This is a genomic window from Pseudoalteromonas sp. A3, from assembly GCF_025942345.1.
Lineage (GTDB): Bacteria > Pseudomonadota > Gammaproteobacteria > Enterobacterales > Alteromonadaceae > Pseudoalteromonas > Pseudoalteromonas atlantica.
This window is the reverse complement of record NZ_JAPCKL010000004.1, coordinates 324,001-338,620: the sequence shown is the minus strand read 5'-3', so window position 1 is coordinate 338,620 and position 14,620 is coordinate 324,001. Positions and strand designations below refer to the sequence as shown.

16 protein-coding genes are annotated in these 14,620 nt (G+C 41.8%); 13 read left to right on the top strand and 3 right to left on the bottom strand.

All coding sequences use genetic code 11. The annotated features are described in order from the left end of the window. Positions 1-50: 50 nt before the first annotated feature. From flgN to flgA, 3 genes are all read right to left on the bottom strand, one after another. Positions 51-482, bottom strand: a complete 432-nt coding sequence (gene flgN / locus OIZ54_RS10395; protein WP_126007883.1) for a flagellar protein FlgN — start codon at positions 480-482, stop codon at positions 51-53. Then, positions 475-798, bottom strand: coding sequence for a flagellar biosynthesis anti-sigma factor FlgM (flgM, locus tag OIZ54_RS10390; RefSeq protein ID WP_004588011.1), 324 nt, complete (start codon positions 796-798; stop codon positions 475-477). The genes flgN and flgM overlap by 8 nt, the downstream gene beginning before the upstream one ends. A gap of 76 nt (positions 799-874) precedes the next feature. After that, entirely contained in the window at positions 875-1,582 is a 708-nt protein-coding gene (flgA, locus tag OIZ54_RS10385) for a flagellar basal body P-ring formation chaperone FlgA (protein WP_039972266.1), read from the bottom strand. A gap of 140 nt (positions 1,583-1,722) precedes the next feature. On the opposite strand from flgA, the gene OIZ54_RS10380 reads away from it, so the two are divergent. From OIZ54_RS10380 to flgL, 13 genes are all read left to right on the top strand, one after another. Beyond that, a complete protein-coding gene (locus OIZ54_RS10380) occupies positions 1,723-2,655 on the top strand; it encodes a chemotaxis protein CheV (RefSeq protein ID WP_004588013.1) in 933 nt (310 codons plus the stop codon). 21 nt (positions 2,656-2,676) lie between these two features. Then, positions 2,677-3,507, top strand: coding sequence for a CheR family methyltransferase (locus tag OIZ54_RS10375; protein WP_004588014.1), 831 nt, complete (start codon positions 2,677-2,679; stop codon positions 3,505-3,507). A gap of 144 nt (positions 3,508-3,651) precedes the next feature. Continuing rightward, positions 3,652-4,059: a flagellar basal body rod protein FlgB gene (gene flgB / locus OIZ54_RS10370; RefSeq protein ID WP_004588015.1), complete on the top strand. Its 408-nt coding sequence runs from the start codon at positions 3,652-3,654 to the stop codon at positions 4,057-4,059. 5 nt (positions 4,060-4,064) lie between these two features. Continuing rightward, complete coding sequence (gene flgC / locus OIZ54_RS10365) at positions 4,065-4,496, top strand: flagellar basal body rod protein FlgC (RefSeq protein WP_004588016.1); 432 nt, start codon at positions 4,065-4,067, stop codon at positions 4,494-4,496. A gap of 13 nt (positions 4,497-4,509) precedes the next feature. Continuing rightward, on the top strand, positions 4,510-5,190 hold the full coding sequence (locus OIZ54_RS10360; protein ID WP_004588017.1) for a flagellar hook assembly protein FlgD: 681 nt from the start codon (positions 4,510-4,512) through the stop codon (positions 5,188-5,190). Positions 5,191-5,249: 59 nt separating this feature from the next. Next, positions 5,250-6,620, top strand: a complete 1,371-nt coding sequence (gene flgE / locus OIZ54_RS10355) for a flagellar hook protein FlgE (RefSeq protein ID WP_024032340.1) — start codon at positions 5,250-5,252, stop codon at positions 6,618-6,620. Positions 6,621-6,796: 176 nt separating this feature from the next. After that, the gene (locus tag OIZ54_RS10350; protein WP_004588019.1) at positions 6,797-7,540 is read left to right on the top strand and encodes a flagellar basal body rod protein FlgF; all 744 of its coding nucleotides are present in this window, start codon (positions 6,797-6,799) and stop codon (positions 7,538-7,540) included. Between the two features lie 21 nt (positions 7,541-7,561). Continuing rightward, complete coding sequence (gene flgG / locus OIZ54_RS10345; RefSeq protein WP_004588020.1) at positions 7,562-8,350, top strand: flagellar basal-body rod protein FlgG; 789 nt, start codon at positions 7,562-7,564, stop codon at positions 8,348-8,350. A 20-nt stretch (positions 8,351-8,370) separates the two neighbouring features. Beyond that, complete coding sequence (gene flgH, locus OIZ54_RS10340; RefSeq protein WP_004588021.1) at positions 8,371-9,054, top strand: flagellar basal body L-ring protein FlgH; 684 nt, start codon at positions 8,371-8,373, stop codon at positions 9,052-9,054. 11 nt (positions 9,055-9,065) lie between these two features. Then, positions 9,066-10,160, top strand: coding sequence for a flagellar basal body P-ring protein FlgI (locus OIZ54_RS10335; protein WP_004588022.1), 1,095 nt, complete (start codon positions 9,066-9,068; stop codon positions 10,158-10,160). A gap of 135 nt (positions 10,161-10,295) precedes the next feature. Beyond that, positions 10,296-11,312 (top strand): flagellar assembly peptidoglycan hydrolase FlgJ, encoded by a 1,017-nt coding sequence (gene flgJ / locus OIZ54_RS10330; protein ID WP_264390352.1) that lies wholly within the window; start codon positions 10,296-10,298, stop codon positions 11,310-11,312. 1 nt (position 11,313) lies between these two features. Next, entirely contained in the window at positions 11,314-13,320 is a 2,007-nt protein-coding gene (gene flgK / locus OIZ54_RS10325; RefSeq protein WP_264390351.1) for a flagellar hook-associated protein FlgK, read from the top strand. A gap of 2 nt (positions 13,321-13,322) precedes the next feature. Further along, entirely contained in the window at positions 13,323-14,591 is a 1,269-nt protein-coding gene (gene flgL, locus OIZ54_RS10320) for a flagellar hook-associated protein FlgL (RefSeq protein ID WP_248450545.1), read from the top strand. The last annotated feature ends 29 nt before the right edge of the window (positions 14,592-14,620 follow it).

Here is a 14,620-nt window from a genome sequence, read left to right as displayed (position 1 = left end):
TTGAGACTTCAATAAGGGCTTTTTTAATAAATTAGGATAGATAAAAGCAGTTAAGCTTTTAGGTTACGAACCAGCTTGCTGTCGGTATTAACTACACTACCGCCTTGGTCGTAAGTCATACTAGTTGGGGCGCCAATTAAAATATCTTTTAATTGTTTTACACTTAAGTGTGCTTGGCGGGCAGCATGTGAGTTTACTTTATTTTGTTTTTGGCACTGCGCTAACTGCGCTTTAACTTGCGCTACTCGTTCAGTCACGTCAGGGGCATTTTCATCATTTGCAGCAAAAAGTTTATTCAACTCTTTATCGAGCTGCGTAAGCTTAGTTAAAAAAGACATTTTTTGTTGGGCAAGTTCTTTTAAACCTTCACCTCTGCGAGAGGCAATAATACTAAGCTCTTCGTTTAATAACGCATATAATGAATCCAAGCATTTAACTTGTTCATTTAATTTAACGCTAATTAAACTATTGTGATCAGCCATATACGTTAAACTCAAAATCAGCTAAGTTTTTAGTCAGCTTTTCAGCATCAATTTGGTATTTACCTTCGGTAATCGCTTTTTTAAGCTCAGCGACCTTTTCACTATCAAAGCCAGATGATTGCTGTGCTTTATCTTGCAGTGTTTTTAACTGCTGTGCTTGCGGCGTCAGGCTCACTGAATCGCTCGCCGCTTTAGGCGAAGGAGTCTGTGTTGTTTGTGTACTTGCAGCGTTATCTTTTTTAATATCAACTTGTTGCTGTTTTGCGTTTGTAAGCGCATTAGCTTGTTGATTACTGCCATTAACTTGATTAACCATAATAATAAACCTGTATATTACCCAACTTATGCCAAGTTATCGGCATATACATAGGATACTTTAGTATAAATCGAAATTAAATATTTACTTGCACAGACTCTACACCATCTACGCGTGCATTCAAAATTTTACCGGATTTTTTATTCTTGATCTGTACTTGCTCACCAAGGGTGCCATCTTCAAGTGCTATCCCCGTGGTTTTTATTCTAAGTCCTTTAATACTCGCATAAATATTAACAGCGTCGCCTTTGCAAACCATACAAATTTGGTTAAGCAAAACCGGCATACCGCTTCTTATATTTCGCTTACTGCGGCTGCCAATAAGCATTAAAGGGTCATCTAAATATTGTACCCTAACAAACTGCGAAGGCTTCATTTGTACGCTTAAATGAGACTTAGTAATAACTTCACCACGGGCTAGATTTGCCGTGGCAACCACAACGGGCGCCATTTTAACTATTCTTACATGGACATATTGAGTCCAGCTTTGCGCATCGTTACATTTTATTTGTACAGTCACCTGGCGGGTAAATGGCGGCTCATTTGGCACGACTAATTCTGGCTCGTTTTCGCATACTCTATCAGGAATGCGGCTATCGAGGGCAAGCGCGGTAATCTCCACATTTTTTTCAAGTGGCACGGTAACTTGCTCTGCAATATGAGAAATTGCTATTTCTTGTAATAAATCTTTACTAAACACTTTTGCATGCAAAGGTGTTGCTAAGCAGAGGCTAGCAAGAAAATAAAAAACACTGTATCTTCTGACTTTTTTTAACAAACTCATAATGTTTCGACTATGCTTATGGTTTCAAACAGGGTATAAATATTTTGCGTCAAAAAGTAGACGCTCCCGCGATGTTATGTAGCTTTATAAACAGAAAGCAATTATCGTTCCGCATTATTTGTTTTCTTTAGGAGATTTGAATGGCAGGCATTTTAGACTCAGTAAACCAACGCACCCAGTTGGTTGGGCAGAACCGCCTAGAATTACTATTATTTAAGCTCAGAGGGCGTCAGCGTTTTGGGATCAATGTATTTAAAGTAAGAGAAGTACTGCAATGTCCTCCTTTAACGAGTATGCCTAAATCAAATGCATACATTCGGGGTGTGGCGCATATTCGTGGTCAAACTATTTCAGTTATCGACTTATCAATGGCCGTAGGCGGCCGACCTATTGAAAATGTTAAAGACAGCTTCATAATAATTGCAGAATACAATCGTTCTGTGCAGGGCTTTTTAGTTGGCGGCGTTGAGCGAATTGTTAACATGAACTGGGAAAAAATAATGCCACCTCCGTCAGGAGCAGGGCGTTACTCTTATTTAACTGCCGTTACCGAGATTGAAAACGAATTGGTCGAAATTCTCGATGTAGAAAAAATCTTAAACGAAATTTGTCCAGTAAATACCGAGGTTAGTGCCGACCTTGCTGCCGATAGTGCAATACAAAAAGATTTAGGCGAGCGCATTGTATTTATTGCCGACGATTCAGCTGTTGCACGTAACCAAGTAAAAAGAGCACTTGAGCCACTTGGCGTGCAAACTGAGCTTGCAAAAAATGGTAAAGAGGCTTTAGTTAGGCTTAAAGAAATAGCCGAGCTTGATTGTAAAAATGATATTACTGAGCGTGTAGGTTTACTTATCTCTGATGTTGAAATGCCTGAAATGGACGGCTATACATTAACAGCAGAAATTAAAGCAGATCCAAAATTAGCGCCTCTACATGTTATTTTACACACTTCTTTGAGTGGGGTGTTTAATCAGGCGATGATCGAAAAAGTAGGCGCGGATGATTTTATTGCAAAATTTAACCCTGATGAATTGGCAACAGCAGTTAAAAAATGGGTTCATTGCGACTAAACAACAATAGGTGTTATTAATTTGAATAATAAAGATTTGCAGCAAAGTGACTACGATCAGTTTCGCTCATTTTTAGAGCAGCAATGTGGTATTGTGCTAGGCGAAAACAAGCAGTATTTAGTAAAAAGTAGGCTTGCGCCGCTTATGGCTCGTTTTAATGTTGAATCTTTATCACAATTAGTGAGTAAAACGCTTGGCCCTCATGAGCGGCAACTTAGAGCCGCTGTAGTTGATGCCATGACCACTAACGAAACCTTGTGGTTTAGGGATCAATATCCATTTGAGCTTTTAAAAAATAAATTGTTTCCAGAGTTTAAAGACGCCCGCCGACCATTAAAAATTTGGTCAGCGGCCAGCTCTTCAGGCCAAGAACCATACTCTATTGCCATGTCTGTTGCTGAGTTTCAGGCCAAGCAACCGGGCGTGTTGCGTATGGGGGCTCAAATTATTGGTACTGATATTTCTAACACAATGCTCGATATGTGTAAAAACGCTGAATATGATGCGTTGGCATTAGCGCGAGGCCTATCAGCAGAGCGCCGTAAAAAGTACTTTATGGATAGCGGCAACGGTATGGCAAAAGTTGTCGACTCAGTTAGAAAACAGGTGAGCTTTAGACATTTAAACTTGCTTGATTCTTACGCCTTAATGGGGAAGTTTGATATTATTTTTTGCCGCAATGTCCTGATTTATTTTTCACCAGAGGTTAAAGCAAAAATAATTGGTCAGTTTGCCCAAGCACTAAACCCAAAAGGGTATTTATTTTTAGGTGCGTCGGAGTCGATGACGGGCTTAAGTAATGAGTTTGATATGGTTCGTTGTAACCCTGGAATCATCTACCAAAAAAAATAATCCTATCACTTTGTTATTAAAAAACGACGTTCTTAGCGTCGTTTTTTTATTTAATAACAACCCTCTATAAAAAAATAACGTAACTAAAAACTACTGGCTTATAAATTGCTTTAACTTAAGCAAGTCAATTTTTTGGAGAACGTTATGGCTATCAGTTTTGATAAAGCATTAGGTGTGCACCCGCATGCAATGTTGATCCGCTCACAGCGGGCAGAAGTACTTGCCACAAATATAGCGAATGCTGATACGCCTGGCTATAAAGCAAAAGATATCGACTTTGCCTCAGCATTAAAAGCGGCAAGGTCAACTCAGCAAAGCGGCAATAGCATGGTTACTACCAATGAAAAACACATTGCTGGCGGTACTCGAAGTGTAGGTGGTTCTGAATTATTTCGCAATCCAAATCAAGGAGATACAGGCGATGGTAACTCAGTTGATATACAGGTGGAACGAAACTTGTATACACAGAATGCGATGGAGTATCAGGCAAGCCTGCAATTTTTAAGTAGTAAATTTAAGGGCCTGAATAAAGCGCTCGGTAGTCAAGGATAATAATTATGAGTTTATATAACGTTTTTGATATTTCAGGCAGTGGTATGAGTGCACAAAATGTTCGCTTAAATACCACCGCGAGTAATATTTCGAATGCTAATACAATTAGTTCATCCCAAGACAAAACTTACCGAGCACGCCAACCTGTATTTGCTGCCGAGCTGACGAAAGCGTCTGCCTCAGCCAGCAACCCTCAGGGCTCCGCTGTTGGTGTTAAAGTGCTGGGAATTGTTGAGAGTAACAAACCACTACAAATTGAATATAACCCTAATCACCCCAGTGCGGATGAAAATGGCTATATCTATAAACCCAACGTTAATGTTGTTGAGGAGATGGCAAATATGATCTCTGCTTCTCGCTCTTATCAAACAAACGTGCAAGTTGCCGATGCAGCTAAGCAAATGTTAAGCAAAACGCTGTTACTTGGGCAGCGATAACCGAGGGTAGGTTATGAGTAACGATATTAGTACTAGTTCATCTTTTTTGGACTCTATAACTTGGCAAGAGACCCAAGTAGCGACAACCACTGAAGAGAGCGATGCATTAACGCAGGAAGATTTTTTCTCGTTGCTAACTCAGCAGCTATCGTATCAAGATCCGAGTAATCCGGCTGATAACGATCAGATGATTGCGCAAATGACTAATTTTACCATGGCGCAAGGCATCACCGATTTAAACACAAATTTTGAGTCACTTGCCTCGTCAATGACCTCAAACTCTGCCTTACAAGCATCAACGCTGGTTGGTAAGCAAGCGCTTTTAGAATCTAATACGCTTGAGCTTGGCGAAAGCGGAGAGGCAAAAGGGTCTGCGGTTGCTGAAGAAGCCGTTGATAATTTAACAATTAAAGTCACAGATGCTTCTGGGCAACTGGTTAGAACTATCGATATGGGTTCGCAAGCAGCGGGTGCAGTGCGCTTTAGCTGGGATGGTAATAATGAATCCGGTGAGCGCCTACCAGAGGGCGAATACACTATTACTGCAGAGGGCAGTACCAACGGCGAGTTTTCAAGCTTACCGGTGGCAACATTCAAAAACATTGAAAGCGTTAATATCAATGGCTCTAGTGGCATTATTATTAACACTAAAGAGGGTGCGGTTAGGTTGACTGATGTCGCAGAGATCGCATAACCAATTAAAAAGTATTTCGCCTGCTAGCAGGCTATTAGATTAAAAGTTAGAGGTGAATTATGAGCTTTAATATCGCACTTACAGGCCTAGCTGCCGCTCAAAAAGACTTAGACGTAACAGCAAATAATATTGCTAACGTAAATACCACCGGTTTTAAAGAATCGCGGGCTGAATTTGCTGATGTATACGCTGCATCTGTGTTTAGTGCAGGTAAAACCAAAAATGGTGATGGTGTGCAAACAACCATGGTTGCACAGCAATTTCATCAAGGCTCACTGCAATTTACTAACAACTCGTTAGATTTAGCGATTACCGGCGAAGGGTATTTTGCAATGACTGATGATATTTCGTCGCAAGATTTAACCTATACTCGTGCAGGTGCATTTAAGCTTAACCAAGATAACTTTATGGTTGACGCCAAAGGTAATTACTTACAAGCTTTTCCGGTTGATGCATCAAGTGGGGACACCACATCGGTAAGTCTAAGTACAACTAACCCAATTCAAATTCCTGATTCATCTGGTTCGCCTCGCGCAACCGAAAACGTATTTTTATCGTTCAACTTAGATGCAACAGCTGATGCAACAGGCCTCGACTTTGATCCGACATCGAATGGTACCTATAATTCGTCGACGTCTACTACTGTTTACGACTCATTAGGTGAACCACATATTCTGCAATACTTTTTTGTAAAAGAAGAAGATGCAGCTGCAGGTGGTACAGACAATAGCTGGGAAGTATACGCTACGCTTGATGGTAAAGTGGTAGACGGTACATCTGGTGCAGAGCAAACAACTACACCATATACACCTATTACCACACTTGGTTTTGATTCTAGCGGTTTACCCGCCACAACAGATGGTGTAGCAAATACTAACGCCACCACGTTTGATGAAATTAATTTACCGGCAGGTGCAGGTACTGGTTTATCGTCAATGCTTGATAACGGCGCAACATTCCCAAGTACAGGTATTGAGCTAAACTGGCGTGATGAAAACAACACAGCTGGCCGTATTCCAACTCAGTACTCAAGTGGCTTTGAAGTAAAAGCACTTGACCAAGATGGTTCTACAGTGGGTCGTTTAGCGGGTATTGATATTGGCACAGACGGTAAAATTGTTGCCTCATACAGCAATGGCGATTCAACCTACTTAGGCCAAGTTGCTATGGTTCGCTTTCCAAACTCTCAAGGCCTTTCGCAAGTAGGCGATACCAGCTGGAAGCAAAGCATTGACTCTGGTGAGCCAGTGGCCGGTGAAGCAGGCTCGGGCACTTTTGGTAGTATTAATTCATCCGCGCTTGAGCAATCAAATACTAACTTAACAAACGAATTAGTTGATTTGATTACCGCTCAACGTAACTACCAAGCGAACTCAAGAGCGCTTGAAGTTAACTCAACAATTCAGCAAAGTATTTTGCAGATTCGATAAGTTAACCTTATTTTTGGTTAAGATTTTAAGGCTGCATTTTTGCAGCCTTTTTTGTAGCTATGTAGCTGAAACTAGCGTAGCTGAACCATTCAATACCTTCCTTATATTGCGTCAAATTTAATCTGGCATCTATTTTGCATTTATCAACTCAGAGATTTTTTATGTGAGTCGATGTTATGGACAAAATGGTCTACATTGCAGCCTCTGGCGCTAAGCAAAGCCTACAAGGGCTTGCACTTAAAGCCAATAATTTGGCAAACGCAAACACCACAGGTTTTAAAGCTGACTTTGCGCAAGCGCGCTCTATGCAAGCATTTGGCGAGGGCTTACCAACGCGCGTGTTTTCAATGCAAGAGCGACCAGGTTCTAACATGACCTCTGGCGGCATAATCGAAACAGGTCGTGATTTAGATATTGCCATGAGCGATAACGCCTGGCTTGCCGTTCAAGATGACTCAGGAAACGAAGCCTATACAAAAGTAGGCACGCTAAACATTACTGCACAAGGTATGTTAGTAACGAGCCATGGTCGTCAAGTTATTGGCGAAGGTGGCCCCGTAATTTTACCGGTTCCTATAGAAAAAATAAGTTTTAGTGAAGATGGCGCCATACAGGTTCGCCCGCAAGGCGCACCAGCCAATTTTTTAGAAGAAGTAGACACGCTGCGCGTTGTTGAAGGAAACAGCAGAGAGCTTGAAAAAGGCAACGATGGTTTATTTAGACCTGTACCAGGGCAAACCGTCGATACCTCTGCAAATGTAAAAGTGTTAAGTGGTGCACTGGAAATGTCTAACGTTAATCCAGTTCACGAAATGGTCGATATGATCAACCACCAACGTCAATTTGAGTTACAAGTAAAACTAATGAAAACAGCTGAAGAGATTGACGAACGTCAAGATCAGTTGATGCGCATAGTTTAACTTTAAAATGAGGGCATACTTATGAATCCTGCATTGTGGATAAGTAAAACAGGGCTAGACGCTCAACAAACTGATATTTCAGTTATTTCAAATAACTTGGCGAATGCCAGTACCGTAGGTTACAAAAAAAGCCGCGCTATTTTTGAAGATTTACTGTATCAAAACATCAACCAGCCTGGCGGGCGCTCATCACAAGATACCGAGCTGCCATCTGGCCTAATGCTAGGTGCGGGTGCAAAAGTGGTTGCTAACCAAAAAGAGTTTACGCAGGGCAATATGCTCACCACTGAAAACTCACTTGATTGGATGATCTCAGGCGAAGGCTTTTTTGAAGTGTTGCAGCCTGATGGCAATATTGCGTATTCGCGTAATGGACAATTTACTACCGATGAAGACGGCCGCATTGTTACCTCCGGTGCAGGTTTTGTTGTTCAGCCCGAAATGAATGTACCCGATGATGCGCAATCAATTACAGTCTCTCAAGATGGTGAAGTATCTGTACGCGTTGCAGGGCAAGCCGATAACGTGGTGATTGGCCAGCTAACAATAAGTGACTTTATTAATCCATCGGGTCTTGAGCCAATTGGTCAAAACCTTTACACCGAAACCGCTGTTAGTGGTGCGCCTGTTCAAGGTAATCCAGGTGTAGAAGGCTTAGGTACTATTATTCAAGGCTCGCTTGAGACATCAAACGTTAATGTAACAGAAGAATTGGTAAACCTTATCGAAACTCAACGTGTTTACGAAATGAACTCAAAAGTAATCTCGGCCGTTGACGAAATGATGAGCTACATCAATCAACAGTTATAACCGTGCACAAGGGGATAGTTATGCGTAATGTTATTTTATTTGCAGCAGGCACCTTATTTTTAAGTGGCTGTGTTTCTACGCAAAATAGTGAAGTGGTTCAAGATGACCCCTACTACGCACCCATGTACCCAGAGCCTGTAGCAGAGCCTGTTGTTGCAACGGGTTCGTTGTTTAACACCAATACATTTAATGATTTGTATTCAGACAAAAAAGCACTTAGAACCGGCGATATAATTACCGTTAAGCTTGAAGAATCAACACAAGCTACAAAAGCCGCTAAAACCGAAACCGATAAAGAAACCGAAGCCAGCCTAGACCCCGTTATTGGGTTAGGTGGTTTACCAGTCAATATAGGTGGCGACAGTATTCAGTTTGGCATTGGTAGTGACTCATCATTTACCGGTGACTCTAAATCAAATCAGTCAAACAGCTTAGTGGGCGATATCTCGGTGAATGTTATGCGTGTTTTACCCAATGGTAACTTAGTTATTCGTGGTGAAAAATGGCTAACACTTAACACCGGCGAAGAGTTTATTAGGCTCGAAGGCCTTGTACGTCCGCAAGATGTAAGCGCCGATAACACGGTTGAGTCGAATAGAATTGCCAATGCCCGAATTCAATATTCAGGTAAAGGACAAACACAAGAAGCGCAAAGCCCAGGGTGGTTAACACGTTTCTTTAGTAGCTCGTTATTTCCGTTTTAGAGGATAGTAGTATGAATAGCATTAAAGCGTTTATTTTGATCATACTGCTAGGCTGGCAATTTTCTGCCAGCGCCGAGCGTATAAAAGATGTCTCTATGGTTGAAGGTGTACGTGCTAACCAATTGGTTGGCTATGGTTTAGTGGTGGGGCTACCTGGTACAGGGGAGCAAAACTCTTACACGCAACAAAGTTTTAGAGGCATGCTAAACAGTTTTGGTATTACGCTGCCTTCAACACAAAGCCCTAAAATTAAAAACGTAGCAGCAGTGGCAGTCCATGCTGAGCTTCCGCCGTTTAGAAAACCGGGTCAAACAATTGATATTACGGTATCTTCTATTGGCAGTGCAGGCAGTTTACGTGGCGGCACCTTGCTCCAAACTTTCTTAAAAGGGGTGGATGGAAACGTATACGCCATAGCCCAAGGTAGCCTAATTGTGGGTGGCTTAGGAGCACAAGGGCTTGATGGCAGTAAAGTGGTCATTAACACCCCGACGGTTGGCCGCGTACCTAACGGAGCCACTGTTGAGCGCGAAGTTAAAAGCCCTTTTATGCAAGGCGACTACATTACTTTTAACTTAAACCGCCCTGACTTTACAACGGCAAAACGTTTAGAAGCAACAATTAACAATTTGGTAGGCCCTAATAGTGCACAAGCTATTGACGCTGCCTCAGTACGCGTTATTGCGCCACGTGATGCATCGCAACGAGTGTCTTATTTATCAACGCTTGAAAACCTAGAGTTTAAGCCTGCTGACACTTCAGCCAAAATTATTGTTAATTCACGTACGGGAACCATTGTCATTGGCAAAAATGTGAAGCTACAGCCTGCGGCAATAACCCATGGCGGTCTAACAGTCACAATTGCTGAACAGCAAAATGTAACGCAGCCTAATCCGTTAGCAGAAGGCGAAACTGTTGTTACACAGCAAAGTATTATTGACGTTAATCAAGATGATTCTCGTGCGTTTGTTTTTAACCCCGGCGTTAGCTTAGATGACTTAGTGCGTGCTATAAATGAAGTAGGCGCAGCACCTGGAGACCTAATGGCTATTTTAGAAGCGCTTAAAGAAGCGGGTGCAATTAACGGACAGCTTGTTGTTATTTGATTATTTTTTAGAATGTTTACCCTTCCAAATAAAGCTTAAGTACTCAAAAGGTACTTAAGCTTTTTACTGTTTACCTTTCTTTGGCTCAATTTTTGCATTTCTTAAAGCATTATTCATTTTTGTGTCAAAAAGCTGATGGAAACAAATCACCTCGATAAGCAAAACTTTTTTGATTTAAGTAATCTTAATACTTTACGTCAAGACGCTTTAAACAGCGGTGATGCATCTACAGATGCCTCTAAAGCGGCGCTAAAAAAAGCAGCGGCACAATTTGAAGCTATTTTTACACAAATGCTTCTAAAAGGGATGCGTAAAGCCAACGAAGCATTTGAAGATGAAGACAGCCCGTTTAACTCAAGCGGTGTAAAGTTTTTTGAAGAAATGCACGATCAGCAGCTCTCTTCTGAGCTTTCATCAAATGGGTCTTTGGGTTTGGCTGATTTAATTGTTCAGCAGCTCTCACCAGAGGCTGAGAACTTTATGCCTGGCTCAGTATTAAGAACTACTAACGACTTTATGAGCGATAAACGCGCAGGCTCTGAACTGCCGCACGAAAAGGTGCACAGTGTAAATCAAGCAAAAAAAGATGACTCAGCAGTCAGCAGTGCGGCAACACAAACTAAAACCACAACACAGCCTGCACAGCAGTCGTCGTTTAATAATGCTGAAGAGTTTGTTAGTGCAGTGTGGGAGCATGCTAAAACAGCGGCCGAAAAAATTGGTTTAAACCCTGCAGTAATGGTGGCCCAAGCGGCACTTGAGACTGGTTGGGGTAAGCATATTATTAATAAAAGCGACGGGAATAGCTCAAATAACCTGTTCAATATTAAATCAGATAAAAGCTGGGAAGGCGATAAAGCAAGTAAAGTAACGCTTGAATTTGAGCAAGGTACCCCTGTTAAAAAGCAAGCAAGTTTTAGAGCTTACGAATCTATAAAAGAAAGCGTGAACGACTTTGTCGATTTTTTAACGCAAAACCCACGCTACGAAGAAGCATTACAAAAAACAGCACAGCCAAACGAATTTTTAGATTCGCTACAAAAAGCAGGCTATGCAACCGATCCTAATTACGCGAGTAAAATAAAAAAAGTGCTAAATAGCAGTGAGCTTAAAAATATTGCAACAAGCGCGTTTACCCAAGGAGTGAAGTAATATGTCGTTTAGTTTATTAAATATTGCCAGTGCTGGGGTGCGTTCAAGCTCTGAGCTGTTGCAAACGACCAGTAAAAACATCACCAATGTAAATACAGAAGGCTACGTACGTGAGCGCACTGAATTTACCACGATGGTTGATAACCAAGTAGGTCGCGGCGAAACATACAGGTTATTGAACGAGTTTGCCCAGTCACAGTTAAACCGCGACACGTCAAATAAATCGTTTTTTGATCAATTTGTAACAGAAGCCAACCGTGTTGATACTATTTTTTCAGAAGAGTCTAATAACTTATCAACGGGTATAAATTCATTATTTAATAACGTGCAAGAGGCGCTAAACCAGCCGTCTTCAACAGTTGCTCGCTCATTAGTAATGACCGATGCGCAAAGTTTAGTTGATCAAATGGATAGGCTTTCGGGTATCGTGCTTGAGCAACAAGGTATAGTAAATGAGCAGCTTGAGATTTTTTCTGAAGAAGCCAACTCACTTATCCAAAATATAAATACGTTAAACCAAGAAATAGCAGTCGTAAATGGCACAAATAACGCATCAAGCGCAAGCTCTATTTATAACCAGCGCGACTTAGCGATTCGTGAATTATCAGAGCTTGTTGATATAGAAACACTTGATGGCCCAAATGGCGAAAAACTCGTTTTTATGGGCAGCGGTGAATCTTTAGTTATGGAAAACGGTACATTTAACTTGTTTTCACTGTCGGGTGACCCCGATCCTAATTTTAAAGAATTGACGCTTGACGTTAATGGCGGCAAAGCTGTGCCGCTAGAAATAGATGCAACTAAATTAAAAGGAAAAATTGGCGGCTTGTTGGCTTTTAGAGACGACATACTCGTGCCCGCACAAAACCAAATTGGCCAAATGGGATTGGCAATTGCTGATGCGTTCAACGAGCAAAATAAATTGGGTATGGATGCTAACGGCGAGCTAGGCGGTGATATATTTAATATACCTACCGTGGGTGCTTATACATACCAAGCTAATACCGGCGGCGCCAGTTTAACTGCCACGCTTGAGGCTGGTAAAGGCAGTGAACTGCCTGCCAGCGACTTTATTGTTACTTATACCGCTAATGCAAATGAAGTGAGCATTCAGCCTATAGATAATAAAGGGGAGCCGATAGGCAGCGCCTCTTTAGCGACTATACCGCCATCAGGTGTTATCGACTCAGATGATATTACGAGTGGGGAGTCGTTTGGTTTACAAATTGATGTAGCAGGTACTGGTAATACAGGTGATCAGTTTCAAATTAAACTTAACTCAGAGGCGGCAACCAGTATTTCCCTTGCGACAAGCCGCGGTGAAGACTTAGCACTGGCATCGCCTATTCGTACAGCTAACAGCATAGATAATGTAGGTACAGCGACTATTTCAGCCGGAGAAGTAACAAGTGTTACCTCGGGTGGCTTTAACACTACCCCTGGTTTAGCCAATGGCGATATCACGTTAGTTAAAACAGGCACTGCAAACGAATATCAAATTACAGATGCAAATGGCACCACGACGTTTATAGTAACGCCTCCAGCAGAGGGCGTACTGGCTCAGGCTGGTGCACCTTATAGCAACTATGGCTTTGACTTTGACATTGAAGGCACGCCAGCCACTGGAGACACCTTTACCCTTGAATTTAACGAAGGTGGCTTTGACGATAACCGTAATGGTTTAAAACTCGCTGATTTACAAAATGGTGAGTTAGTACGTAAAAATGTAGTGACAACAGCCACTGCCGACAATCACGAAACGTTTAACCAAGCCTATTCTGGTTTAGTCAGTGATATTGGCGTAGTAACTGGTCAAGCCATTACCAGTGCCAGCGCATTTAATGCGTTAGCAGAGCAATCTGAAGCGTGGTATGAGTCGCTCTCGGGTGTAAACCTTGATGAAGAAGCTGCCAACCTACTGCGTTTCCAACAATCATATTCGGCATCAGCTCAAGTATTGGCTGCTGCCCAAGAAGTTTTTGACACCTTATTAAGTGCGGCGAGGTAATTATGCGTTTATCAAATAACTTAATGTATCAAAACAACATTAATAAAATACTCGATAACCAACAAAGTGTTGCTAATGCACAAGAGCAAGTAACAACAGGTAAAAAATACTTAACGACCTCAGAAGCGCCTGCTGCTATTTCACAAGGGATGCTGTATTCAAATAAAATACAAACAAATGAGCAATATACTAAAAATATCGACCAATTAACTGGCCGCCTTGAAACCGAAGAAACCATCTTACAAAGTATAAATACCAATATTCAACAAGCTCAAGAGCTAGCTATTCAAGCGGGCAATGGTGTTTATACTCAAGATGATTTAGAGTCAATCGCGGCAGAGCTGAGTGAAATACAAAAAACACTCGTTAATTTAATGAATACCCGCTCAGAAGACGGTAAGTTTATATTTTCAGGCTACCAAGACAGCACCCAACCCTATCAATTTGACTCTACAACAGGTGAGTACACCTACAATGGGGATCAAGGCCAGCATGTTATAACCATTGCTGAAGGCGTGAGTATTAAATCAAGCGATAACGGTTTTGATACGTTCGAGAAAAGTGATGCAAGGTTAGATGTTACTGATAATCAAGCTGCTATCCCGGTAACTACGCCTGCAAATAATATTACAGTGGGCACGGTTTATGTCGATGGTCAAACAGAGTTCGACCGTTTCCATCAAGAAAATTACAATGCAGATCCAACCGCAGCGGCAACAGCGAACACGTATAATGTTGTAATAACACCAGGCGCTACCGCTAACGACCCTGATACTTATGAAATTTTGCGTGACGGCGTGTCGCTAAGCCCTGCACAAGTAGGCGAGATAACGGATGAGCCAATCGATTTTGCAGGCATGAAAATCGAATTTGAAGGCGCAGCACCAGGGCAGCTTGATTTTACCCTCGAAAAGCCGCACAAAGAAAATGTGCTTAATACATTACAATCACTCATTACGGGGTTAAATGATGGCACACTAGAAAACGATGATTTTCAGCAAGTGTTAGCCGATGGTGTAGTACAGCTTCAAAACGCCAGCGAGCAAGTTGTGTATACGCAAGCGAGCTTAGGCGGGCGGATGAATGCGGTTGAAAGCGTGAGTGACTCAAATCTTGCGCAAGACATTCAAAACAAAAGTAACCTTTCTGATTTAGTAGAGGTAGACATGGCAGAAGCCATTAGTGAACTCACTAAACAAGAAACCGCACTGCAAGCGTCACAAGCCACGTTTGGCCGTTTAACAAACCTTTCTTTATTTGATTACTTATAAACAGATTATAAGCAGAAATACCTTGCCGC